The sequence below is a fragment of the Hydrogenophilus thermoluteolus genome, assembly GCF_003574215.1.
In the GTDB taxonomy this organism is placed as follows: domain Bacteria; phylum Pseudomonadota; class Gammaproteobacteria; order Burkholderiales; family Rhodocyclaceae; genus Hydrogenophilus; species Hydrogenophilus thermoluteolus.
The window spans coordinates 1,637,422-1,660,181 of sequence record NZ_AP018558.1 but is presented as its reverse complement, the minus strand read 5'-3'; the positions used below and the strand labels follow the sequence as shown (position 1 = coordinate 1,660,181).

At 61.3% G+C, this 22,760-nt stretch carries 22 protein-coding genes and 2 pseudogenes; 12 read left to right on the top strand and 12 right to left on the bottom strand.

Going from position 1 to position 22,760, the window contains the following annotated elements:
- Positions 1 to 73: 73 nt before the first annotated feature.
- From xerD to leuS, 7 genes are all read right to left on the bottom strand, one after another.
- A complete protein-coding gene (xerD, locus tag HPTL_RS08045; protein WP_269461295.1) occupies positions 74 to 988 on the bottom strand; it encodes a site-specific tyrosine recombinase XerD in 915 nt (304 codons plus the stop codon).
- On the bottom strand, positions 985 to 1,494 hold the full coding sequence (locus HPTL_RS08040) for a methylated-DNA--[protein]-cysteine S-methyltransferase (protein ID WP_119336134.1): 510 nt from the start codon (positions 1,492 to 1,494) through the stop codon (positions 985 to 987). Before HPTL_RS08040 ends, xerD begins: the two co-directional genes overlap by 4 nt.
- A gap of 54 nt (positions 1,495 to 1,548) precedes the next feature.
- Positions 1,549 to 2,136, bottom strand: a complete 588-nt coding sequence (locus HPTL_RS08035) for a chalcone isomerase family protein (protein ID WP_170141315.1) — start codon at positions 2,134 to 2,136, stop codon at positions 1,549 to 1,551.
- A gap of 99 nt (positions 2,137 to 2,235) precedes the next feature.
- On the bottom strand, positions 2,236 to 3,522 hold the full coding sequence (locus tag HPTL_RS08030; protein WP_119335525.1) for a glutamate-5-semialdehyde dehydrogenase: 1,287 nt from the start codon (positions 3,520 to 3,522) through the stop codon (positions 2,236 to 2,238).
- Entirely contained in the window at positions 3,519 to 4,565 is a 1,047-nt protein-coding gene (gene holA, locus HPTL_RS08025) for a DNA polymerase III subunit delta (protein ID WP_119335524.1), read from the bottom strand. The genes HPTL_RS08030 and holA overlap by 4 nt, the downstream gene beginning before the upstream one ends.
- Positions 4,562 to 5,077: an LPS-assembly lipoprotein LptE gene (locus HPTL_RS08020; protein ID WP_119335523.1), complete on the bottom strand. Its 516-nt coding sequence runs from the start codon at positions 5,075 to 5,077 to the stop codon at positions 4,562 to 4,564. The genes holA and HPTL_RS08020 overlap by 4 nt, the downstream gene beginning before the upstream one ends.
- On the bottom strand, positions 5,064 to 7,700 hold the full coding sequence (gene leuS / locus HPTL_RS08015; protein WP_119335522.1) for a leucine--tRNA ligase: 2,637 nt from the start codon (positions 7,698 to 7,700) through the stop codon (positions 5,064 to 5,066). Before leuS ends, HPTL_RS08020 begins: the two co-directional genes overlap by 14 nt.
- 329 nt (positions 7,701 to 8,029) lie before the next feature.
- Here leuS and HPTL_RS08010 point away from each other — a divergent pair, with 329 nt between their 5' ends.
- Positions 8,030 to 10,255, top strand: a complete 2,226-nt coding sequence (locus HPTL_RS08010; protein WP_119335521.1) for a UvrD-helicase domain-containing protein — start codon at positions 8,030 to 8,032, stop codon at positions 10,253 to 10,255.
- A 48-nt stretch (positions 10,256 to 10,303) separates the two neighbouring features.
- Here the strand turns inward: HPTL_RS08010 and HPTL_RS08005 are convergent, their stop codons facing one another.
- From HPTL_RS08005 to flgA, 4 genes are all read right to left on the bottom strand, one after another.
- On the bottom strand, positions 10,304 to 11,086 hold the full coding sequence (locus HPTL_RS08005) for a ParA family protein (protein WP_119335520.1): 783 nt from the start codon (positions 11,084 to 11,086) through the stop codon (positions 10,304 to 10,306).
- A gap of 20 nt (positions 11,087 to 11,106) precedes the next feature.
- The gene (locus tag HPTL_RS08000; protein ID WP_119335519.1) at positions 11,107 to 11,613 is read right to left on the bottom strand and encodes a flagella synthesis protein FlgN; all 507 of its coding nucleotides are present in this window, start codon (positions 11,611 to 11,613) and stop codon (positions 11,107 to 11,109) included.
- Complete coding sequence (flgM, locus tag HPTL_RS07995) at positions 11,610 to 11,936, bottom strand: flagellar biosynthesis anti-sigma factor FlgM (RefSeq protein WP_119335518.1); 327 nt, start codon at positions 11,934 to 11,936, stop codon at positions 11,610 to 11,612. The genes HPTL_RS08000 and flgM overlap by 4 nt, the downstream gene beginning before the upstream one ends.
- 68 nt (positions 11,937 to 12,004) lie before the next feature.
- Positions 12,005 to 12,793 (bottom strand): flagellar basal body P-ring formation chaperone FlgA, encoded by a 789-nt coding sequence (flgA, locus tag HPTL_RS07990; RefSeq protein WP_170141314.1) that lies wholly within the window; start codon positions 12,791 to 12,793, stop codon positions 12,005 to 12,007.
- A gap of 46 nt (positions 12,794 to 12,839) precedes the next feature.
- Here flgA and flgB point away from each other — a divergent pair, with 46 nt between their 5' ends.
- The 7 genes and pseudogenes from flgB to HPTL_RS07955 all read left to right on the top strand — a co-directional run.
- On the top strand, positions 12,840 to 13,253 hold the full coding sequence (gene flgB / locus HPTL_RS07985; protein WP_119335516.1) for a flagellar basal body rod protein FlgB: 414 nt from the start codon (positions 12,840 to 12,842) through the stop codon (positions 13,251 to 13,253).
- 12 nt (positions 13,254 to 13,265) lie between these two features.
- Positions 13,266 to 13,670: a flagellar basal body rod protein FlgC gene (gene flgC / locus HPTL_RS07980; RefSeq protein ID WP_119335515.1), complete on the top strand. Its 405-nt coding sequence runs from the start codon at positions 13,266 to 13,268 to the stop codon at positions 13,668 to 13,670.
- A 54-nt stretch (positions 13,671 to 13,724) separates the two neighbouring features.
- Positions 13,725 to 14,657 carry a flagellin N-terminal helical domain-containing protein gene (locus HPTL_RS07975; RefSeq protein ID WP_119335514.1) on the top strand — a complete coding sequence of 311 codons (933 nt, stop codon included), beginning with the start codon at positions 13,725 to 13,727 and terminating at the stop codon, positions 14,655 to 14,657.
- An 18-nt stretch (positions 14,658 to 14,675) separates the two neighbouring features.
- Positions 14,676 to 15,359, top strand: coding sequence for a flagellar hook assembly protein FlgD (locus tag HPTL_RS07970; RefSeq protein ID WP_119335513.1), 684 nt, complete (start codon positions 14,676 to 14,678; stop codon positions 15,357 to 15,359).
- A 12-nt stretch (positions 15,360 to 15,371) separates the two neighbouring features.
- Positions 15,372 to 16,604 (top strand): flagellar hook protein FlgE, encoded by a 1,233-nt coding sequence (gene flgE / locus HPTL_RS07965; RefSeq protein WP_119335512.1) that lies wholly within the window; start codon positions 15,372 to 15,374, stop codon positions 16,602 to 16,604.
- 16 nt (positions 16,605 to 16,620) lie between these two features.
- Entirely contained in the window at positions 16,621 to 17,361 is a 741-nt protein-coding gene (gene flgF / locus HPTL_RS07960) for a flagellar basal-body rod protein FlgF (protein WP_119335511.1), read from the top strand.
- A gap of 95 nt (positions 17,362 to 17,456) precedes the next feature.
- A pseudogene (locus tag HPTL_RS07955) lies at positions 17,457 to 17,558 on the top strand (flagellar basal body protein); the annotation flags it as partial.
- A 39-nt stretch (positions 17,559 to 17,597) separates the two neighbouring features.
- On the opposite strand, the gene HPTL_RS07950 reads toward HPTL_RS07955, so the two are convergent.
- Positions 17,598 to 18,764, bottom strand: a complete 1,167-nt coding sequence (locus HPTL_RS07950) for an IS256 family transposase (protein ID WP_119334379.1) — start codon at positions 18,762 to 18,764, stop codon at positions 17,598 to 17,600.
- A 102-nt stretch (positions 18,765 to 18,866) separates the two neighbouring features.
- On the opposite strand from HPTL_RS07950, the pseudogene flgG reads away from it, so the two are divergent.
- The 4 genes and pseudogenes from flgG to HPTL_RS07930 form a co-directional block, all read left to right on the top strand.
- Positions 18,867 to 19,571: pseudogene (gene flgG / locus HPTL_RS07945) on the top strand (flagellar basal-body rod protein FlgG); the annotation flags it as partial.
- 29 nt (positions 19,572 to 19,600) lie between these two features.
- Entirely contained in the window at positions 19,601 to 20,335 is a 735-nt protein-coding gene (locus HPTL_RS07940; RefSeq protein ID WP_219972740.1) for a flagellar basal body L-ring protein FlgH, read from the top strand.
- 10 nt (positions 20,336 to 20,345) lie between these two features.
- Positions 20,346 to 21,476: a flagellar basal body P-ring protein FlgI gene (locus HPTL_RS07935; protein WP_119335510.1), complete on the top strand. Its 1,131-nt coding sequence runs from the start codon at positions 20,346 to 20,348 to the stop codon at positions 21,474 to 21,476.
- Positions 21,476 to 22,750, top strand: a complete 1,275-nt coding sequence (locus HPTL_RS07930) for a glucosaminidase domain-containing protein (RefSeq protein ID WP_119335509.1) — start codon at positions 21,476 to 21,478, stop codon at positions 22,748 to 22,750. Before HPTL_RS07935 ends, HPTL_RS07930 begins: the two co-directional genes overlap by 1 nt.
- Positions 22,751 to 22,760: the final 10 nt, after the last annotated feature.

Sequence of the window (22,760 nt, the reverse complement as noted above, 5' to 3'; positions counted from 1 at the left end):
CGGAATTCCTTTTATAAATTGAACGAACGTTTCTATTTTAGCAAAACTGTTTGTTTTGACAAGCGCGTGAGGATTAGGCGCGGGGGTGGTGGCGATGGTAGAGCGCTTCGAGACGGGCGTGCGCGACATGGGTATAGATTTGTGTGGTACTGATATCGGCGTGGCCAAGTAACATCTGGACCGCGCGTAAATCGGCGCCATGATTCAATAAGTGGGTGGCAAACGCATGGCGTAGGGTATGGGGGGAAATTTTGCGCGGGTCGATCCCTGCTGCGATGGCATAGCGTTTGATCAATTGCCAACAGCGTTGCCGAGTCATCGCTCCGCCATTTTGGGTGAGAAAAAGTGCATCGGTGGTATGCGGTTTGCAGAGTTTGGGGCGCGCGTCACGCAGGTAACGGCTCAGCCATTCGCCAGCTAATTCCCCAAAAGGGATCAGCCGTTCTTTATTCCCTTTCCCCGTGGCGATGAGCCAACCTTCTTGGAGCCGCAATTGCGCCAAGTGCAATGTGACCAATTCGCCGACGCGAAGACCCGTTGCGTAGAGGAGTTCGAGTATCGCTTTGTCGCGTAAACCCAACAGGGTTTCCGGGTCCGGGGCCTGCAGCAGGTTTTCGACTTCGTTTTCGGTGAGGGTTTTGGGTAATCTGGGCGGCAAAGGCGGTTGGGTCAAAGTCAGGCATGGGTTGTGCGCCATTTTTCCTTCCCGGACGAGCCAGCCGAAAAATTTCCGCCAACAGGCGATCAGGCGCCGTTGCGAAGCTGTTTTACTGGGTTTTTCTGCCAGATAGGTGAGGAGCGTTACCGCGGTGACCGTGCGGAAAGTTTCATTGCGTTGTTCGAGCCATTGGGCAAAGCCGGTGAGGTCGTGGCGGTAACTCGCGCGGGTGTTTGCACTCAGCCCCTCTTCCCACCACAGATGGTCGATGAACGCGTCGATCCATTGTTGGGAGAGGGGGGTAAGCGTAACCGGTTTGGCGCGCGTCACGTTCGCGCGTTTTCGCGCTCGAGTAGCCATGCTTTGAGGTCGAGCCAGGCACCGGAATGACCACCGGAAAAGCCGATCAGCGCCCCGTTTTTGCCGACAACTCGGTGACAGGGAATCACGATCGGGCAGGGGTTTGCGCCACACGCGGCGCCGACCGCACGCGGGCTGGTAGACAAGTGCGCGGCAAGCGCACCGTACGTGCGTGTTTCACCGCAGGGGATGGTTCGTAACGCGTTCCAGACGCGTTGTTGAAATGGGGTCCCTTGTGGTGCAACCCGCGGCCAAAGTGGGGTTGCCGGTGCTTCGAGCCAGGTGTCGAGCCAGTGGCTGAGTTGATGAATCGCCGCAGGGGCGTTCGCTTGCGGACGAGACGGTGGAGGATCGGTGCGAAACGTAGCGGCAATCACGGTGCCGTCTTCGGTTGCCGCGATTTCCAGCCAAAAGGGGGCGAGTAGCGGCCGGGCTACAACCCACAGGGTGGCGTTGGGTTTTGGTTGGGGCGGCATCGTCGCCATCTCCGGGATCGGGTATAGCGACGATTGTACCGGTAAGGAAACGCGTCAGGAAGCGCTCCCTTTGAGGAGCTCGGTTTTGAGGGAATCTTGTGCGGGTTTCGGGCCGAGCCAGATACTCAGGAGCAGGGAAAAGAAGCCCGGTTGTTGAATCGGCTCGACCAACGGTTTGTCTTGAACGGTGATGTGCACCGTTCCGTTTTTGTCTTCGCTGATCAAAACGACGCTGTTTTCTTTGTATTCGCTGTGCGAAAGGATCGCTTGGCGCAAAGTGTCGATGCTGGCTTGATAAGCGGTGAGCGCTTCCTGCGGTTGATTCTGTTTCAGCCCTTCGATCAGCGCGTCCGCGAACGTGGCGCCCGAGAGGTCGCGCAGCAGTTGAATGCGGATCGCGCGTGGCGGGGGGCTGGTGAGCGCGGCTTCGGCCAGGGTGACCGGTTGCGGCAGATAGAGCCCCATCGCGTAGACGTGGAAGATGAACTTGCTGCGGATTCCTGCGCCATTGAGATGGAGCGGCGTGCCGTCGAGGGTGATCGATTCGGGGAAAGTGGCGCTGCCCAGCTTGATTTCCGCCTGCGCAGGGGCTGCGGCGAGCAGTACGTAAGAGAGAAATAGAGCGATGAGCGTACGAACCATTTTTCTCCTCCAACAAACGTTTGAATGAAATGGTATCGTAGCGCTCATCGTCGCGCAGGTCAACGATCCTCGCACCGGTCCAGGCTCAGCGTTTTCGCGTCAGCGGCGGATCGTGCCGTGTCCCAGTACGATCCATTTTTCGCTGGTCAGGCCTTCCAAGCCTACAGGGCCGCGCGCGTGGAATTTGTCGGTAGAGATACCGATTTCGGCACCCAATCCGTATTCGAACCCGTCGGCGAAGCGCGTCGAGGCGTTTACCATCACCGACGCGGAGTCGACTTCGCGTAAAAAGCGCATCGCCGCCGAGTAGTCTTCCGTGATGATCGCTTCGGTGTGGTGCGAGCTGTAGCGCGCGATGTGGTCGATCGCGTCATCGAGCCCGGTGACGACCCGAATCGCGAGGATCGGGGCGAGGTATTCGGTCGCCCAATCGGCCTCGGTGGCCGGTTTGAGCAGTTCGGCAGGAACTTGTGGCGCGGCATGCAAGAGGGACCACGCTTTCGGGCAACAACGCATCTCGACGCCGTGGCGCGCGAGCATCGCGCCGATCTCGGGGAGGTAGCGAGGGGCAACCGCTTCGTCGATCAAGAGCGTCTCTGCGGCGTTACAGACCCCGTAGCGGTGGGTTTTGGCGTTTTCGACGATCGGGACGACCCATTCGGGTTTCGCGGCAGCGTGCACGTAGACGTGGCAATTGCCGTCCAGGTGTTTGATCACGGGGACTTTCGCGGCTTGAGCGACCGCTTCGATGAGCCCTTTGCCGCCGCGCGGCACGATCACATCGACGTATTGCGGCGACGACACGAGGCGGGTGACGAGTTCGCGTTCGGTTCGTTCGATCACCTGCACGACCATGGCCGGGAGCTGGGCCGCAGCCAATCCTTGCTGAACGCACCGGGCGATTGCCTGGTTGCTGTGGATCGCTTCTTTCCCGCCACGAAGAATCGCCGCGTTGCCCGCTTTGAGGCAGAGAGCCGCGGCGTCGACGGTGACGTTCGGGCGCGATTCATAGATGATGCCAACCACGCCGAGCGGCACGCGCATTCGGCCCACTTGGATACCGGAGGGGCGTTGCCGAAGTTCGCGGATTTCGCCGACAGGGTCGGGTAGGTCCGCGATCTGTTCGAGCCCTTCGATCATCGCGTCGATCACTTTGGGGGAGAGCGTGAGGCGGTCGATCAGCGCGGGCGATAGGCCCGCTGCGTGCGCCGCTTGTAGGTCGTGTTCGTTAGCGGCGGTAAGGTCCGAACGCGCAGCGTCGAGCGCGTCGGCGATCGCGCGAAGCGCCGCGTTTTTCTGTGCGGTGCCCGCGCGCGCGATCGCTTGCGCGGCGGTGCGCGCGGCTTGCCCCAGACGGTCGAAATAGGCGTCGATGGTTTCGGTCATAGTGTGCTCCAGGTAACGGAAAAGTCGGCAGAGGTGCGCGTCGCGGGGTTGAGCGCGAGCGCGAGACGTTCGGCTTCGCACCAGAAGTCACCCGCTTCGACCCCTTTGGCGATCCGGTCGAGTTGTGCTACTCGGCGGAGCCACTGATGGCATTGTGCGGACTCCAATCGGGTGGCGCTGCGCAAGGCCTGCTTTTCAACAGGGCTGAAGAGTTTTTCGCTTTTCGCGATCGCATCCACCGCGCGCGGGTCCGCGGCTTCGCTTGCTCGAGCAAGCGCGCGAACGCCCGCAGCGAGCGCCCAGAGGACGAGCGCTTCGGCTACGCCTTCGTCGCGCAGCGCGGTGATCAGGCGGGCGGCGCGCGTTGCGTTGCGGGTAAGGACCGCAAGCCGCAGTTCGAACGGGTCGAAGCGGGCGACTTCGGCGACTGCTGCGCGGACCTCTGCTTCCGGTAGGGGGCCGGGTGGAAAGAGGAGGGCTAAGAGCACCAGTTGTTGTTTCGCGGCAAGCAGGTTTCCTTCACTGCATTCAGCCAAATAGGCCAAGAGTTCGCGCGAGGCATGCTGCCCTTGGGCGTGCAGCCGTTCGGCCCACCATTGGGGCAGTTGCGTGCGGCTCGGAGCTTGGGTTTCGACAAGGATCGCCCCTTTTTCGAGGGTTTGGTACCAGCGTGTCTTTTTCGTGGCCCAGTCGAGCGGGGGCAGAATCAGCAGGGTGACGGTGGCTTCCGGTGGCCGGTCGCAGAGGGCGGCAAACCAGAGGGGTGCCTCTTTGCCCTGCGGGGGGACCAGGAAGCGGAGTTCCAGCAAACGCGATTCGGCGAAGAGCGAGAGGCTCTCGGTTGCGAGTGTGAGCGTGGTGAGCGCATCCCCTTTGTCGATGACGACCCGTTCCCGCGCCGTGAACCCGGCTGCTTTGGCGTGCGTGCGAATCGCGTCGGCGGCCTCTTCGATGAGGAGCGGCTCATCGCCCGTCACCGCCCAGAGTGGGGGAAACGGGCTGCGGGTCAAGAGCTGTGGCAGGCGGGCAGCGGGATATTTCATGGTCGCGCCACAAGCCGACGGTCGACGAGCAAGAGGGCACGCCTGAGGAGTTCGCGCCGCATGTCGGTGAGAATCACCTGCTCCTCTTCAGCGCGGGCCGCGATGCGGCTGTCGTCGTAGCTGTAGTCCCGTTCGGCAACGAGGCGGGTTGGCGGCAGCCGCTCTTCGCCTGCGCGGTCGACGAGGCGAACGGTCAGGACGCTGCGCAACGCGTATTCGCGAACCGTCCCGCTGGCAGAGAGCGCGATGATCTCCCGCGCTTCTTCGAGCGGCCCCAAAACGACCGTCGCGTCCGCGGCTTTGGGGTCCGTGACCACCGTTGCCGGTGTGCCCGCGAGCATCTCGTGAACGAGCGGTTCGAGTGCTGCGGCACGGTCGAAACGGAAGTGGAGCGTGCGCTGCGCCAACCCCACGTAATGACGAGGGCGAAAACCGCACGCAGCGAGAAGAAGCGCCGGCACGAGCGCGACGCCGGTCAATACGCGGCGGCGCTGGGTCTCAAACGACGACATTGACGAGCCTTCCCGGAACGATGATCACACGCCGCGGCTCCTTCCCATCGAGTGCCGCCTGAACGAGTTCGTGCGCCAGCGTGCGTTCGCGAATCGTGGTTTCGGCGGCGTCGGACGGGACAGTGACTTTGCCGCGAGTCTTGCCGTTGATTTGCAAAACCAGTTCGATTTCGGCGACCGTGAGCGCGTCGGAATCGACTTCGGGCCACGGGGCGTCGAGCAGCGATGTGCCGAAGCCGCATTCGCGCCACAGGATCTCGGTGACGTGCGGGGTGATCGGTGCGAGCACTCTGAGGAGAATCGAGAACCCTTCGTGCGCGAGCGCCGCGCGTTCGGTTGCGTCACCATCGGGCAGGCGCTCGAGCAGGTTGAGCATTTTCATCGTCGCGGCTGCGACGGTATTGAATTGGAGTTTCGCCAGGTCACGGTTCGCCTGTTCCAGGATGAGGTGCAATTCGCGCCGTGCCGCAGCCAGGGGCGCGGCAAGTTGCCGCAGCGCCGAGCTGCGCGCCTCAGCGGTCGTGGGAAGCTGGGGCGCGATTTCGTTGCGGTAGCGAACGCCGAACGCCCAAACACGGCGCAAGAAGCGATGTGCCCCTTCGACGCCCGCATCGGACCATTCGAGCTGCGCTTCCGGCGGCGCGGCGAAGATGATGAAGAAGCGCGCGGTGTCGGCGCCGTATTGGTCGATGAGGGCTTGTGGGTCGACACCGTTGTTTTTGGACTTCGACATCTTCTCGATGCCGCCGATGGTGACCGGTTTGCCATCGACGCGGTGTACCGCGGAGATCGGTCGACCTTTGCTGTCGCGTTCCAGGATCACGTCGGCCGGATTGATCCAGGTTTTTTTGCCGGTTGTCGGGTCTTCGCGGTAGAAGGTTTCGGCAACGACCATCCCCTGTGTCAAGAGGTTGGTGAAGGGTTCCGAAAAGGGGATGAGCCCGAGGTCCCGCATCGCACGGGTGAAGAAGCGAGAATAGAGTAGGTGCAGGATCGCGTGCTCGATTCCGCCGATGTATTGGTCGACGGGCATCCAGTACTTGACCCGGTCGTCGACCATCGCCTGGTCGTTGTCGGGACAACAGTAACGCAGGAAATACCAACTCGATTCGACGAAGGTGTCCATCGTGTCGGTTTCCCGCCGTGCGGGTCGCCCGCATTCGGGGCAGGGGACGTTGACCCAGTCGGCGAGTTCAGCTAGCGGTGAGCCGCGACCGGTGATCTCGACCGATTCGGGCAGAACGACGGGGAGTTGTTCGTCGGGGACGAGTACCTCACCGCAGTGGTCGCAGTGAATCACCGGAATTGGGCAACCCCAGTAGCGTTGGCGTGAGATCCCCCAATCGCGCAAGCGATATTGGACCCGCTGCTGACCCAGCCCTTTTTCCGCGAGCGCGGCGATGATGGCGTCGAACGCTTGCTCCGACGTGAGCCCGGTGAAGGGGCCGGAGTCGACCAGTGTCCCTTTGGCCGCAAAGGTCTCTTCCCATGGGCCTCTGCCGTCGATCGTGCCGGTGAAGCCGTCGGGACGAATGACTTGGCGAATCGGCAGACGATATTTTTGCGCGAAGGCGTAATCGCGTTCGTCGTGCGCGGGCACCGCCATCACCGCCCCTTCGCCGTACGCCATCAAGACGTAATTCGCAACCCAGACGGGGAGTTTTTCGCCCGTGAGGGGGTGACGCACGAAATAGGGGGTGGGCATCCCTTTCTTTTCCATGGTCGCGAGGTCGGCCTCGGCGACCGACCCCCGGCGGCATTCGGCAATGAATTCGGCCAATTGCGGGTCGTTTTGCGCGGCTTTCGTCGCGAGCGGATGCTCGGCCGCGACCGCGACGTAGGTGGCGCCCATCAAGGTGTCTGGACGGGTGGTGAAGACAGTGAGCACACCGCTTTCGCCGATCGAGTCTTCGTCGTAGGGGAACCGAACCTCGGCGCCAACGCTCTTGCCGATCCAGTTCGCTTGCATCCGTTTGACTTGTTCCGGCCAACCGGGGAGCGTTTCGAGCCCTTGCAGCAGTTCTTCGGCGTACGCGGTGATGCGCATGTAGTACATGGGAATTTCGCGCTTTTCCACGAGCGCACCGCTGCGCCACCCGCGGCCGTCGATCACCTGTTCGTTCGCGAGCACCGTCTGGTCGACCGGGTCCCAATTGACCCAACCCATCTTGCGGTAGATCAACCGCTTCTGGTAGAGCCGTTTGAAGAGCCACTGCTCCCACCGATAGTATTCGGGACGGCAGGTGGTGAGTTCGCGTTGCCAGTCGATCGCAAAACCCAACCGTTTCAATTGCCCCTTCATATAGGCGATGTTGCTGTAGGTCCATTGCGCGGGGGGTACGCCGTTTTGAAGCGCGGCATTTTCCGCGGGCATCCCAAATGCGTCCCACCCCATCGGTTGGAGCACGTTGAACCCTTGCATCCGTTTGGCTCGGGCCAGGACGTCGCCGATCGTGTAGTTGCGCACATGTCCCATGTGGAGTTTGCCGGAGGGGTAGGGGAACATCGAGAGGCAGTAGAACTTCGGGCGGTTGGGGTCTTCGGCCACCGCGAAGGGTTGCGTGGCTTCCCACTCGTTTTGGACGGTCTGTTCGATCGAAAAGGCGTCGTACTTCTCTTTCATCGCGATTCCTTGCCATGCGCGTAAGAATCGAAGTATAGCGCGAAGGCAAGCGGCAAAAAAAAGCCCGCGCGAAGGGCGCGGGCGGGAACTCCATGGGTTAGATGGAGAGGGAGGGAGACAAAACCACTCAAAAGAAAGGAGGAGATCACCATGAAACAGTGTAATCGCGAATTTTATCGCATCAAAAGTGATAAGGCAAGAATTTCGGTTCAGTCTTTTTGAGCGTTTGTTCTTGTTCTCGCGATTTTTCTTGACGGGATCCCCACGTGAGCGGGGGCAGTAGGGCGGCTTGGGTACAATCGCGCCTGGTACGGCGAAAAGGATGCGTGATGACCGACGGTGTGCTCGACCGCCTGGATCCTCAACAGCGGCGTGCGGTGACCCTGCCGCCTGGCCATGCGCTGGTATTGGCTGGCGCCGGCTCGGGAAAGACGCGCGTGTTGACCCACCGGATTGCGTGGTTGATCGAGCGGGAAGGGGTCGATCCGGGTGCGATTCTGGCAGTCACCTTCACCAACAAGGCGGCGCGGGAGATGCGCGAGCGGTTGGCACAATTGGTGGTGCCAGCAGCGGTGGATGGGCAGCGGGGTGTTTGGTTGGGGACGTTTCACAGCATCGCGCACCGTCTGTTGCGCCGTCATGCCACCGAAGCCGGGTTGCCGACGGCGTTCCAGATTCTGGATGCGGCCGACCAGTTGGCGTTGGTGAAACGGCTGCTCAAGCGTTTGGCGGTCCCAGAAGCGATGGTGGCGCCGCGCGAACTCGTCGGGTTCATCAACGCCCACAAAGAACGCGGGGAGCGACCGGAGGAGCTCGCGCCACAAGGCGCGCGCGGGCAATTGTTCCTCACCTTGTGGCAGGAGTACGAAGCCGCGTGCGCGCGCGAAGGGGTGGTCGATTTCGCCGAATTGCTCTTGCGGGCGCTCGAACTGCTGCACCGCAACGAAACCTTGCGGGCGCACTATCGCCAACGTTTCCAGCACGTCTTGGTCGATGAGTTCCAGGACACCAACCCGTTGCAATACCGTTGGTTGCAACAGTTGGCATGCGATGTCGCTACCGGTGAGGTGGGGGCGTGGCTCTTCTGCGTCGGGGACGACGATCAGGCGATCTACGGCTTTCGCGGCGCGATGAGCGCGTTGCTGGCGCGCTTTCAGCAAGAATACCAAGCGGAGCTCGTGCGGCTCGAACGCAACTACCGTTCGGCGGGCAACATTCTGGCTGCAGCGAACGCCATCATCGCCAACAACGCGAGCCGGTTGGGGAAAAAACTCGTGACCGATCGCGGCGAAGGGGAGCCGATCCGCACCTTCGAGGCGATGGACGAAGGGCAAGAGGCGCAATTTGTCGTCGATGAAATCGGCGCACTGATTCGCGACGGCTGGAGTGCCGACGAGATTGCGGTGCTCTACCGCACGAATGCGATGTCGCGCGTTTTCGAGCATCACCTCTTGGCTGCGGGGATTCCGTATCGTGTCTATGGGGGGGTGCGTTTTTTCGACCGCGCGGAGATCAAACACGCGATCGCCTATTTGCGTCTTCTGGTGTTGCCGGACGACACCAATGCGCTCTTGCGGGTGATCAACGTGCCGGCACGGGGTATCGGGGCGAAAACGGTCGAACAGTTGCTCGCTGCGGCTGAGAGCGAAGGGCATTGGGAGGCCGCGGTGAATAAGCTTGGTGGTCGCGGCGGCGCGGCTGTCCAGCGCTTTGCGGCGCTCATCGACGAGCTGCGCGATGCCACCGCGACGTTGCCGCTTCCGGATGCGATCGCGCTCGTGATCGAAAAGAGCGGCTTACAGGCCCTTTTTGCCGAAGAAGCTACGCGTGATCGCGCAGCGCGCGAAGAGCGGCTGGAGAACCTGGCGGCGCTCGTTGATGCGGGCCACGAATTCGTCACCGAGATGGCGCGCGAAGGCATCACGGCGACCGGGCACGAGATGCTCACCCTGTTTCTTCAGCACGCCGCGCTCGAATCGGGGGAAATGCAAGCAGGGAGTCACGAGCGCGCGGTGCGTCTGATGACGGTGCATGCCGCGAAAGGGCTGGAGTTCGGCGCTGTTTTTTTGGTCGGGTTGGAAGATGGGGTATTCCCTCACGAAAATGCGCTCCCCAATTTTGGCGGCGACGGTGCCGGCCTGGAAGAGGAGCGGCGGTTGATGTACGTAGCGGTCACTCGTGCCAAAGAGCGGCTCTATTTGAGTTGGGCGGCAAGCCGGTTTTGGCATGGCGCAAGTCGTTACCGCCCGGTTTCCCGTTTCGTTACCGAGATTCCCGAAACGCTGTTGTTGCCGCTTTCGGGGCGCAAGCCGCGTGCGCCGGGATGGGACGCCGAGTCGAGCGCGGCGTCTTCCCCGCCATCTGCGCACACGTCGGGTGATCGGCCCGGTTCCTCGTGGCAGCCAGGACAAGCGGTTCGTCATCCCAAGTTTGGCGAAGGGGTGATTCTTCAAGTGGAAGGCAGCGGTGTGCACCAACAGGCAACGGTTCGTTTCGGCCCTAGTGTCGGGGTCAAACGGTTGCTCTTGAGCGTGGCGAAGCTCGAAGCGTTGTAAACGGGAAAGGTACTGGGGGTTGCCGGAGCGGCAGCAGTCAATAGTGCGTTACGACTGGGGAACGCGGGCTTCGATCGCGGCGAAGAGCGCAACCATTTTTTGCGTCAAGGGGTGTTTCGGGGCAAAAGCGATCAGGGGTTCGCGCCGTTCGTGGGACGTTTTCACCACCACCGACGAAGTCAAGAAGGGTTCCAATACCGGCAATCCCGATTCGGCAAGCTGCGCCACGGCGCGTTGCGTCACCCCGGCCCGCGTTTGGTACTGGTTGACGACGATGCCCAAGATGGCCAAGCGCGGGTTGTGGTCGATCCGGATTTCCGCTACCGTTTCCGCGAGTTGCAGCAGCGCCCGGCGCGAAAAATCGTCGCAGTCATAGGGGATCAGGCAGTGGTGGCCTGCGATGAGCGCAGAGCGGGTCAGGAAATTGAGGGCAGGCGGCGTGTCGAGATAGACGCGATCGAATGCCGGCGCCAACTGATCCAAAAGGTCACGGAGTTTGAAGATTTTGTAGCGGCTCTCCAGCTTGGGCAGGAGCGCTTCCAGTTCGGGATCGCTGGCGGCAACCGCCAGGTTGGACCACCGAGTGGGGTGGGCGAACGCTTCGCTGGGCCAGGGGTTGAGGCGAAAATTGAGCGTTTGATCGAAGTAATCGGCAAGCGTGGGTTTGGGCGACTCAATGGCACCCAGCGCGTAGAGCGTGGCGTTGCCCTGCGGGTCGAGGTCGATCAACAAGGTGCGATGCCCTTGTGCCGCAGCGATTGCCGCCAAATTGACCGCAAGCGTCGATTTGCCTACGCCCCCTTTTTGGTTGAAGATGACGAACCGCTCCATCGTACCCCTTCGTTACGCATTCACGCCGAACCGATTTTCCGGGAATGCCCCGTGAGGGTCAAGCGCGATTGCCCTTTGTCATCATAGATGTTCAGGCGCTCTTGACTGTGGAGCAACACGTCGAGCGCTTGCTGCACGAAATGCTGTTTCTCTCGCAGCAATACCCCGTTTTCTTGGTTGCGCTCCTGACATTGTCTGGCCAGTTGACACACTGCATGCCACGCGTCGGCAAGCGGCGGCAACCGTTGCCACGCGGTGAGCACCGCTTTCTGTTCCGACTCGGCACCGGCAACAGTGCTTGCCACCACCCGCAGCTTCTGGCGCTCGAACCCTTGAAGCTGGTCGGCGATGCGGTTTTTTTCCGTGACGGCCGCTTCGATCGCTGCGGGGTCGTTGCTGTGCAGGGCGCGCCGTTCGGCGTCGAGTGCCGTCAGAAAGCTTTTCAGCACCGCGATTTCCTCTTGGAGTATGCGCGCAAGGAGGGTCTGCTGGGTCGCGGTGGGCGCGGGCAGCTTCGCTTCGCTCATGATTCGGAATGGAGCAATGCTTCGACTTCACGCACCAAGCTGTCGGCAATTTTTTCCGGGTGGATCCGGAATTGACCGCTTTGAATCGCGGCGCGCAGCGTCTCGACTCGCTGCCAGTCGATTTCGGGAACCTCGTTCATCATCTGCTCCGCTCGCGCCAGAAGGCTCGCTCGGGAAGAGAGCGCAACGGTTTCGTCCGCCGATGCCGATGGAGGAGGAGGCAGACGACCCCCTCCTGGGCCCGGTTCCGGCTTGCGCGTCGATGGAGTCCCGCGCACTGAAGGGTCTCCGCCAGGTGGCAGAATTGGTTTGTCGATTTTCATCGGTTTCCCGTTCCTCGATTCCGGTATTCGCAGTTAACGGTTCACGCGGAAAATTCTTGAGCCGTTTTTCATTCGACGACCACTGCGCCGTCGGCTGTGGCGCTGCCTTCGATCACCTGGCGGTTGGGCAGCATCACGCGCACCGCTTCGCCTTGAGCGGCACTATTCATCGCGCGTCCTTCGGTTTCGACGCGGAAACCTTTGCCATGTTGGATCACGGTGACGTTTTGTCCGTTGCGCACGACAAGTGGTGCGACGAGCCAACTGCTTCGCAAAGGTTGCCCAGGTGCGACACTCACGCGCAACTCTTTTCCTACCGCCTCGGAAGTGGCGCGCACGACGTCTTCGGGTAGCGTGGTGAGCTCCCCTTCCACGGGTCGAACGTCGCGGGCGGTTACGGTTTCCCGGTGCCGCAGCGGGCGTGTGGTCACAAGATAGGTGCCGAAGCGGCGAACGTAGACCGGCACGTAGACCGTCCAGGGATCGGGCGCAAAACAGCGCAGTGTCACCATGATCTGTCCCCAAAGGCGTTGGCCGGGCGGAACGTCGACTTGCGCTGCGGTACAGGCCGGGCGGTTTTCCAATACCGATGGGGAGGCGATTTCAAACGTGACACGGTCCTCGATGCCGCGCAGTAACGGGGTAACCGCATCTTCGACCATCCGCGTCAGCTCGGTTTGTGACAGTACGGTCGGCTCCGCTTGGTCCGCTGCTGCGCGCGCGGGTGGCGCGCTTACGATGAGGGTGAAAAAAAAGAGAACGGCAACCTTTGCCGCGGCAAAACTGGCCAATTGCCGAAAAAAAGCCGCTTTTTTTTGCCGTTCGGATGGAACGCGGCGCGATATTCTGTCTGGCATGCAACCTGCTTGTGAAGTGGGTGGGTCGTTTGGAAGGAGCAGAGTCATGGTGGACAAAATGGAAAAGGTCTTGGCGTTTCAACGCGCCGCACTGCGGGTGCACAACCAACGCCAGCAGATGATCGCGTCGAATATCGCCAACGCCGACACGCCCCATTATAAAGCGAAAGATCTCGATTTTCGCGCTGCGTTGGGGGCGGTGCGAGAAAAACGGGGAGTTTCGGCTCCGGAACTGAAGCGTACGCATCCTGCACACCTTGCGGGCACTCAAGAAGCGGCGCTGCCGCTTGACGCCTTTACCGGCTATCGCACCGAACTCCAGAGCAGTGTCGATGGCAACACGGTCGATATGGATCAGGAGCGCGCCGCGTTTGCGGAAACCACCCTCTACTACGAAGCGAGTCTCAACTTCATCAACCGGTTGTTGCGGGGGATGCGCACCGCAATCACAGGGCAATGAGGAGCGTGAGCGATGAGTCTGTTGAATGTCTTTCAGGTGGCGGGTTCCGCGCTTTCGGCGCAGTCGGTGCGGTTGAATACCACCGCGTCGAACCTCGCGAACGTCGAGAGTGTGGTCGACGAAAACGGACAACCCTATCGCAGTAAGCAGGTAGTTTTTCAAGTCCGTCCGATTCAGGGTGAGGTGGCAAAAGGGGTGCGGGTCAAAGAGATCGTAGAGAGCGCCGCCCCTTTCCGCATGGTCTATGACCCACACAACCCGGCAGCAGACGCCAACGGGTATGTGCGCATGCCGAACGTCAATGTCGTGGAAGAGATGGTGAACATGATTTCAGCGTCTCGTTCGTACCAAAACAATGTCGAAGTGATGAATACGGCACGAGATTTGCTAAAGAAAACATTGTCGATCGGGCAGTAACGCCCACTTTAGATAACGTGAGGGGCGGTTCGCCCAAATTCGAAAAGGAGCCATATCATGAGCGTGATCAACACCAACATCATGAGCCTCAACGCGCAGCGTAACCTCTATAAGAGCGGGCTCGAGATGCAGACCGCGATGCAGCGGTTGAGCTCGGGGCTGCGCATCAACAGCGCCAAGGACGACGCTGCGGGGCTCGCGATTTCCGAACGGATGACCTCTGGGATACGCGGCATGACCGTCGCGGTTCGGAACGCCAACGACGCGATCTCGATGGCGCAGGTCACCGAAGGGGCATTGGGGCAGATCGCAGACATTCTGCAACGGATGCGCGATCTCGCGGTGCAATCGGCAAACGCGACGAACTCGGTGAGCGACCGCGATGCGCTGCAAAAAGAGTTCCGGCAGTTGCAGCTTGAAATCGAGCGTATTGGTCGGGATACCGAATTCAATGGTGTGAAGGTTTTGAACAATAGTGCAGCAACCGGGGCTTCTGCGGCATTTATTTTTCAGGTGGGTGCCAATTTTAGCGGCACGACCACAGCAAGTGGCTTCACGACCGAGGGTGTCTATACCGGGAATACGGTCGATTCGGTGACCGCCTCAGACAAGATCGCGATTTCGGCGTTCAACATCTTTTCCGGTGGCAACGCGTCGGCGATCAATGATGCTACGACGGCTGCTCAGTCGATCTCCGGCGTTGCCGAAGCACTTTCGGCAATCAGCGCAGTCGATGCGGCACTCAAAACGGTGAATGACATCCGGGCAACGCTCGGTGCAGTGCAGTCGCGCTTCCAGGCCACGATCAACAACCTGCAAAGCGCGATCGAAAACCTCTCAGCGTCACGCAGCCGCATCCGGGACGCCGATTTCGCGCAAGAGACCGCGGCGCTCTCGCGCGCTCAGATCCTGCAGCAGGCTGGGACCGCGATGCTCGCGCAAGCAAACGCCGCGCCGCAAAACGTCTTGCGTCTGTTGCAAGGCTAACGCCTAAGGAGTTGAGCCATGAGCGCGATCCCCGCTACGAGCGACGCAACCACAGCCACCCGCGCCGACGCCATTTTGGCTCGTCTGGGGGGGCGCCAAGGCAGCACCGCGTCGGCAACCGACGAGATGCAGAACCGGTTTTTGACGTTGCTGACCACGCAGCTCAAAAACCAGGATCCGCTCAACCCGATGGACAACGCGGAGGTGACCTCGCAACTGGCGCAGATGAGCACGGTTCAGGGGATCGAGAACCTCAACAAAATGTTCCAGCAGTTTTTGGATACCAACAGCGTTTCCGAACTCTCGGCGTTGGTGGGCCGCGGCGTGTTGATCGAAGGCGAGCGGTTGGAACTGACGCAAGCAGGGGGCGTGGGTGGTGTCGAATTGGCGCAACCCGCCGATCAGGTCACCGTGACCCTCTTCGACGCAAATGGCCTGCCCGTGCGCAAACTGGACCTGGGTGCGCTGGACGCGGGTACCCACAACTTCGTCTGGGATGGCCGTGCCGACGACGGTCAGATCGCTGCACCGGGCACCTACCGCATGGTAATCGAGGCAAAAAGCAATGGGGATCCGGTTACAGCAAAAGCGTTGCAGTTGGCGCAGGTCACTGCGGTGGTGCGGGGGCCGAATGGCGCCGACCTGCAGCTTGGCTCCGATGGGATCTATCGGCTGGATGAGATCAAACAGGTCCTGAGTTAAAGGAGAAGAACGATGGCCTTCCAGCAAGGTTTGAGCGGTCTGTCGAGTTCCGCAAAAGCGCTCGATGTGATCAGCCACAACGTCGCGAACGCCAACACCACCGGTTTCAAAGCGAATCAGACCGTTTTTGCCGACGTCTATTCCACCACGTTGGGGGCAAACCCCTACATGCAGGTGGGAAGCGGCGTGAGCGTGCCAGCAGTGCGGCAAAGCTTCACGCAGGGAAGCATTACCACGACCGGCAATGCGCTCGATATGGCGATCAACGGCGAAGGGTTTTTCATCACCAAGCGACCCGTTGCGAACGACCTGCAGATGTTCTATACCCGCGCCGGTGAATTTCAGCTCGACAAAGACGGTTACGTCATTTCGGCAAACGGCTACCAGTTGCTGGGGTATCCCGGGGCTGCAGGAGCCGGTGACCCGCAACCGATCCGGGTGCCGTTCGATGCGGGCAAGCCCGCTGAGACGAGCCAAGTCGAGATGACGTTCAACCTCGACGCGGGGCAGCCTGCGATCACCGCGACGTTCGATGCCACCAATCCGGATACCTACAATTTCAGCACTTCGGTGCAGGTCTACGATTCGCTGGGAATCGCGCACAACCTTACCTTCTATTTCCAAAAAACCGCGCCGGGCAGTTGGAACGTTTATGGTTCGTTCGACGGTGACCCTACGCTGGTCACCAATAACCCGATTGGGACGATGACCTTCGACGGTGCTGGCGCATTGACCTCTTCACCCAATCTGACCGTCAATGTCACTTCGCCGCTGTCGAACGGCGCCGATTTTGGTGGAAATGGCGACGGCGTGGTGGATGTCACGTTCAACGCCACGCAATATTCGCTGGCCTCATCCGTGACGACGCTCACCCAGGATGGCCAGCCTGCGGGGGAGCTCGCGAGCGTTTCGGTGACCAAAGAGGGGCGGTTACAGGCGCGCTACACCAACGGTGACGTGAAGGATATCGCCACGGTGGCGATCGCGACCTTTCGCAACCCCAACGCGTTGATCTCGATGGGCGACAACATGTGGGCGGCGTCGCTCGAATCGGGGCAGGCAGCGGCGGGGATTCCGGGGTCGGGCACGCGCGGTTTCATCTCTGGCGGCGCGGTGGAGTCCTCGAACGTCGATCTCACCGCGGAACTTGTCAATATGATCATCCAGCAGCGGGCCTACCAGGCAAACGCACAATCGATCCGCACGCAAGACCAGATCTTGCAGACCGTGATCAACCTGCGGTAAGGGTGAAGGGTAAGCCATGGACAGAATGATCTACCTCGCGATGACCGGCGCGAAATATACGCTCGAACAGCAGGCGGCGGTCGCGAACAACCTGGCGAACGTCGATACCCCGGGGTTCAAAGAGGCGTTGCATCGGCTCCGTGCGGTGAATGTGCAATCTCAAGCGCTCCCCAGCCGTGCGTTCGTCGTCGATGCCACCGTTTCAGCGCGTTTTTCCGAAGGGGTGCTGGAGCAGACCGGGCGTGCGCTCGACGTCGCGATCGCAGGTCCTGGCTGGTTCGCAGTGCAATTGCCTGATGGGGGCGAAGCCTACACCCGCAACGGTGCGTTTCAGGTTGACAACGGCGGAATGTTGCGGCTGCCGAACGGCCAAATGGTCTTGGGCGAAGGCGGCGCGCCGATCACCCTTCCGCCCGACCGTACCTATCTGGTCGGCAAAGACGGCACGATCAACGCGATCGACCCCGCGAACGGACAGGTCGAAGCGGTGGGGCGGTTACGGCTCGTCAATCCGCCGGTTACCCAATTGCAGCGCGGTGACGACGGGCTCTTTCGCCTGCCGGCCGGGACGCCGCCACCTCCTGAAGACCCCATGGTCTCTGTGCGTGGGGGGTACTTGGAAAAGTCCAACGTCGACGTGGTCGACCAGATGGTGCGGATGATTGCGCTCGCACGCCAGTTCGAGATGAATACCAAGGCGATCCAGGTTGCCGAAGAAGACGATCAACGCGCTACCGCGCTGTTGTCGCCGCGATGACCAAATTGGGCGGGAAAGTACCCGTTACTTTACCCGCTTCCGTTCGCCCGATTGGGCTATCTTGACCCCTGGCAGTTGCTAACAGGAGAACCGCGATGATCCGCTCGCTTTGGATCGCCCGCACTGGGCTCGACGCGCAGCAAACCCAGCTCGACGTCATTTCCCACAACCTGGCGAACGTCGGTTGTGCAACCTTTTTTCTGTAAATTTCCGTGGTGTTGGTCATGACGCCGGGGTTACGGGTTGAGGTTGAGATAGACCTTGCCGGTCATCCACTCGTCGTCGAGTTCGGCCAGCAGCGCCGAGACCAGGCGCAGGCAGGAATCCATGTTGGGGAAGATGCTGGCCACCCGGGTGCGTCGTCGCAGTTCCCGGTTGATGCGTTCCAGCCCGTTGGTGGTACGCAAACGGATACGGTGCGCAGCGGGGAAGTCGAACACCGTCAGGGATTCAGGAATCGCGGTTTCGGCCCACTCGGCCAGTTTCGGATGCTCCTTGCGCCAGGTGTCCAGGGCGGCTTTCAAAAGCCGCTCGGCTTCTGCCTTGTCCGGAGCATTGAAGATCGCGCGCAGTGTCGCGGCGACGTGCTTTTTCGCCTCCTGTCGGGTGACGAACTGGCCGGCGTTTTGCTGCAGATGGAACTGGCAACGCTGCCAGGGAACAGAAGGGAACACCGCTTTGCGGGCAGCTTTGAGGCCCGCATGATCATCCGCGATGATGAGCTTGATCCCGTGCAACCCTCTGGCCAGGAGGGATTCCAGGAAACGTCGCCAATTGATCTCGGCTTCCGACGTGGCCACCGTGCAACCGAGCACCCGCCGTTTGCCCGTCGCATCGACGCCGACGGCGATCAAGACGGCACAATCGACGATTCGCCCTTCCAGCCGCACTTTCTCGTAACGGGCATCCAGAAAGAGATAGGGCACTTCGCCCAGAGGACGCTCGCGCCAGGCCGCAAGCCCCTCGTCGAGCCTGGCGGCGGCACGGCTCACCTGGGCGGTGGAGAGCGAAATCTCCGGCCCCAGCAGGCGCTGCAGTACCTCGATCACCCGGCGGGTGGAGACCCCCTGGACGTACATCTCGGCCAGGGCCAGATGCACCGCCTGATCGGTGCGGGTGCCTTTTTCGAGGGCAGAAGGGTAGAAGTCGCCGCAACGCACCTGGGGCACCTGAAAGGTCAGCTCACCAAGGCGGGTGAGTACCGTCTTGGGTTTGTACCCGTTGGCGTAGTCACGCCGTCGCTCACTACGTTCATAGGGCGCCGCTCCAAGGAACTGGGATCGTTCGATCTTGGCGGCTTCATTGACGAGGATGCGCAGAGCCTCGCCGGCACCCTCCAGTCCGTGTTCGAGCAACACAGCATAAGCCATTTCCAAAGGATTGGTTTCGACACGCATCGCCATGATGGGCATACTCCTTTCTCGAAGTCATGGCGTCAGACCGAGCGCCGCGCACTTCCTGCCAGAGGCGCTAAACGGAATTTACAGAAAGGATGGTACACAACCGCGAACGTCAATACCACCGGCTACAAACGGCAGCGCGCGGTGTTCGAAGATCTGCTGTACCAGACGCTGCGGCAGCCGGGGGCGCAGAACACCCAACAGAACCAGATCGGCAGTGGCCTGCAGCTCGGAACTGGCGTGCGGCCGGTTGCCACCGAGCGAATCTTTTTACAAGGAACGCTGCAAAAGACCGACAATCCGCTCGATGTCGCCATTCAAGGGCGCGGTTTTTTGCAGATCCAGATGCCTGACGGCACCATCGCCTATACCCGCGATGGCTCGTTGCAGCTCGACAATCAGGGCAATGTCGTCACCGCCTCGGGCTATCCGCTCGCCGATGCGATCAACATCCCGGCGGACGCCTTGTCGATCACGATCGGCAAGGACGGCACCGTGAGCGTTCTGCAACCCGGCGCGGTGGCACCGACCCAGGTGGGGCAGATCCAGCTAGTGACCTTCGTCAATGAAGGGGGGTTACAAGCGCTCGGGGAAAACCTCTTCGCTGAAACCGCAGCGAGTGGCGCCCCTCAGATCAACGTGCCCGGAACGAACGGCGCCGGAAGCATCATCCAAGGGTATGTCGAAAATTCCAACGTCAATGTCGCCGAAGAGCTCGTGAGCATGATCGTCACGCAACGGGCCTACGAGCTCAACACCAAAGCGATTCAAACTTCGGACCAGATGTTGGGGCGGCTGACGCAACTGTAAGCAATGCGTGGGCATCACGAGAAACGAGCATGACGGCGCTGGGTATGAAACGGTATGGGGAAATGATCGTGTGGCAGAAAAAGGTCCTGCAGTGGGCGGCGCGGCTTGCGGTCGCTTGGGGGGCGGCGCTCCTTGCAGGCTGTGCCGCGCTCGATACCACGCCGCCTGCGATCGTGCACCAACCGATGACCGCGCGCCCACTGCCGATCGAGGCGCAACCGGCGCCCAACGGTGCAATCTTTCGTCCGCAGGTGGCGCGGCCGCTGTTCGAAGACCGCAAACCGCGCTACATCGGCGACATCCTCACGATCAACCTAGTCGAAAAAACCTCGGCGACGAAGAATTCGGCGGCAAGCGCGTCGCGCAAATCGGACAACTCCGCCAGTATCGATTCGCTCACGCGCTTACCGTTGAGCGGACTGACGGGGCTGGGGCTGACTGCTTCGTCGGATATGAGTTTGGAGGGGAAAGGGGCGGCTTCGGCCGACAACACCTTCAGCGGCACGATCACCGTAACCGTGATCGACGTCTTCCCGAACGGCAATCTGTTGGTTTCGGGGGAAAAGCAGCTGGCGATCAACCAAGGGCGCGAATACATCCGCTTTTCGGGCGTCGTCAATCCCGACACCATCTCGGCGCAGAACACAGTGGCGTCGACCCAAGTGGCCGACGCGCGCATCGAGTACGTGGGCAGTGGCTATATCGACGAGGCGCAACGTATGGGGTGGTTGCAGCGCTTCTTCCTCAACTTCCTGCCCTTCTGAGGAGGTGACGATGCGGTACGGGTTCGGTTGGAGAACGGTGGCGCGGAGGATCGCGGTGGGGGTTGCGTGTTGGCTCGCGTTCTTACCGGCTGCGCACGCGGCACGCCTCAAAGAACTGGCGACGATCGCTGGCGTTCGGGAGAACCAGTTGGTCGGGTACGGCCTGGTGATCGGACTCGACGGGTCAGGAGACCAGACGACGCAAACCCCTTTTACCGTTCAGAGCACCCTCAACATGCTGCGTAATTTGGGCGTGACGCTCCCTCCGGGCACGCGCTTGCAGCTCAAGAACGTCGCGGCGGTGATGGTCACCGCGGAATTGCCCCCGTTTGCCAAACCGGGGCAGCGAATCGACGTCACGGTCTCGTCGATCGGGAACGCGAAAAGCTTACGGGGTGGTACTCTGGTGATGACGCCGTTGAAAGGGGCTGACGGGCAGATCTACGCGATTGCGCAAGGAAACGTCTTGGTCGGAGGCGCCGGTGCGCAGGCAGGTGGTGCGGCGCAGACGATCAACCATCTGGCTGCCGGACGGATCCCGGGGGGCGCCACAGTGGAACGCGAAGTGCCGGTTGCACTGGCAACGAATGGCCCGTTGCGCCTTGAGCTCAAAACTACCGATTTCACCACGGCTGCTCGGGTCGTGACTGCGATCAACCAGAAGTTCGGCGCTGGTACCGCCGCCGCGCAAGATGGGCGGACCATCCTCGTCAACGCGCCGCACGACGCAAGTGCGCGCGTTGCGTTCCTTGGGCAACTCCAGGAGTTGCCGGTTACGCCGGCAACTGAGCCCGCGAAAGTGATCGTCAATGCCCGTACTGGATCGGTAGTGATGAATCAGGAGGTTCGGCTCAAGCCAGTGGCAGTCGCCCACGGCAACCTTAAGGTAACGATCCAAGAGGATCTCAAGGTCAGCCAACCGACCGCACCGCTTGCTGGCGGAGAGACGGTCGTTGCACGGCAGCAGTCGGTCAAGATCGAGCAACCCCCTGGCGTGCTCCACCACATCAAAGGTGGAGCGAATCTGGCCGAGGTGATCCAGGCGCTCAACGCGCTCGGAGCGACACCGATGGACCTCATCAGCATCTTGCAAGCAATGAAAGCGGCGGGCGCGTTGGAAGCCGAGCTGGAGGTGATCTGATGGCGGTATCTTCGCTTCCCGCGTTCGATCCGCGTGCGGTTGCCGCATTGCGGCGTGCCGCGCGCGGCGAGGACCAACCCGCAGCCATCCGCAGTGCGGCGCGCCAATTCGAAGCGCTGATGTTGCAGCAGATGTTGAAAGCGATGCGCGCGACCGTACCCGAAAATGGCCTCTTCGACTCCAGTGCGCGCAAGCTGTGGCAAGAACTCTCCGACCAGCAACTGGCCAGCGATTTGGCCCAAAGTGGGGGCGTCGGTCTTGCCGAGCTGCTGGCGCGGCAATGGTTGCCGAAACCGGGCGCAACCGACGATCCGGCAAAGGTTGCCGCAGAGACGGCGATTGCGGCAAATGACGCGCCGAATCGTGTGGCAGCACGCCGCGCTCCAAACCCGGAGCACGAAAGGAATACCCTGTCAGCGATCGCGTCCGCGTTACCGCCCGTGGTCGAGCGATCGTTCCGCCAAGCGGACGCTGCGAACGGGCAAACGGCTCCGGTCGTCGAACGATCCTTCATCGCACAACGCGATTTCGTTCAGACATTACTGGGGCTGGAACCCACGTTGACGCCGCTCGTTTCCACGGAGCCAGCTCCGGCATTGGTTCCGGTCGCAGCCGACGGCGGCACACCGCTGTTAGAAGGGCACGCGCAGCGTCAGGATCCAGCGAGGGAAACGACGCTGGATACGCACAGCGCCGAGCCGGAAACGACGGTGCCTGCTGCGCTTGTAGCCGTAGCGCCAGCGCCGTCCAATTTCGTCCCTTTGCCTGCCGATGCCCCTCCTGAGGAGCGGATCGCCCATTTCGTCCGCGAACTGCTTCCTGCTGCGCGCCGCGCTGCTGAAGCACTCGGTCTGGCTCCTGAGTTCGTGTTGGCGCAAGCCGCGCTCGAAACCGGTTGGGGCAGCGCGATGCTCCGCCACCCCGACGGTCGGCCGTCGAACAACCTCTTCAACATCAAAGCGGGAAGCGACTGGGACGGAGAGCGGGTGCGGGTGCAGACCACCGAATACCGCAACGGACGGCCCCAAACGGAGATTGCCGAATTTCGCGCCTATCCCTCGATCGACGCTGCGTTTGCCGACTATGTCCGGTTGATCGCGGAGAACGACCGTTACGCGCGCGTGCGTGGCGCGCGCACGCCCGAAGCGTTTGCGCAGGCGCTTGCCGCGGCTGGGTACGCTACCGATCCCGACTACGCGCACAAAATTGTCCGGGTGGTTCGGAACGCGACATTACAAAGCACCGTGGCTGAGGTTGGCATGAACTTTGCTTGATTTTCTGCAG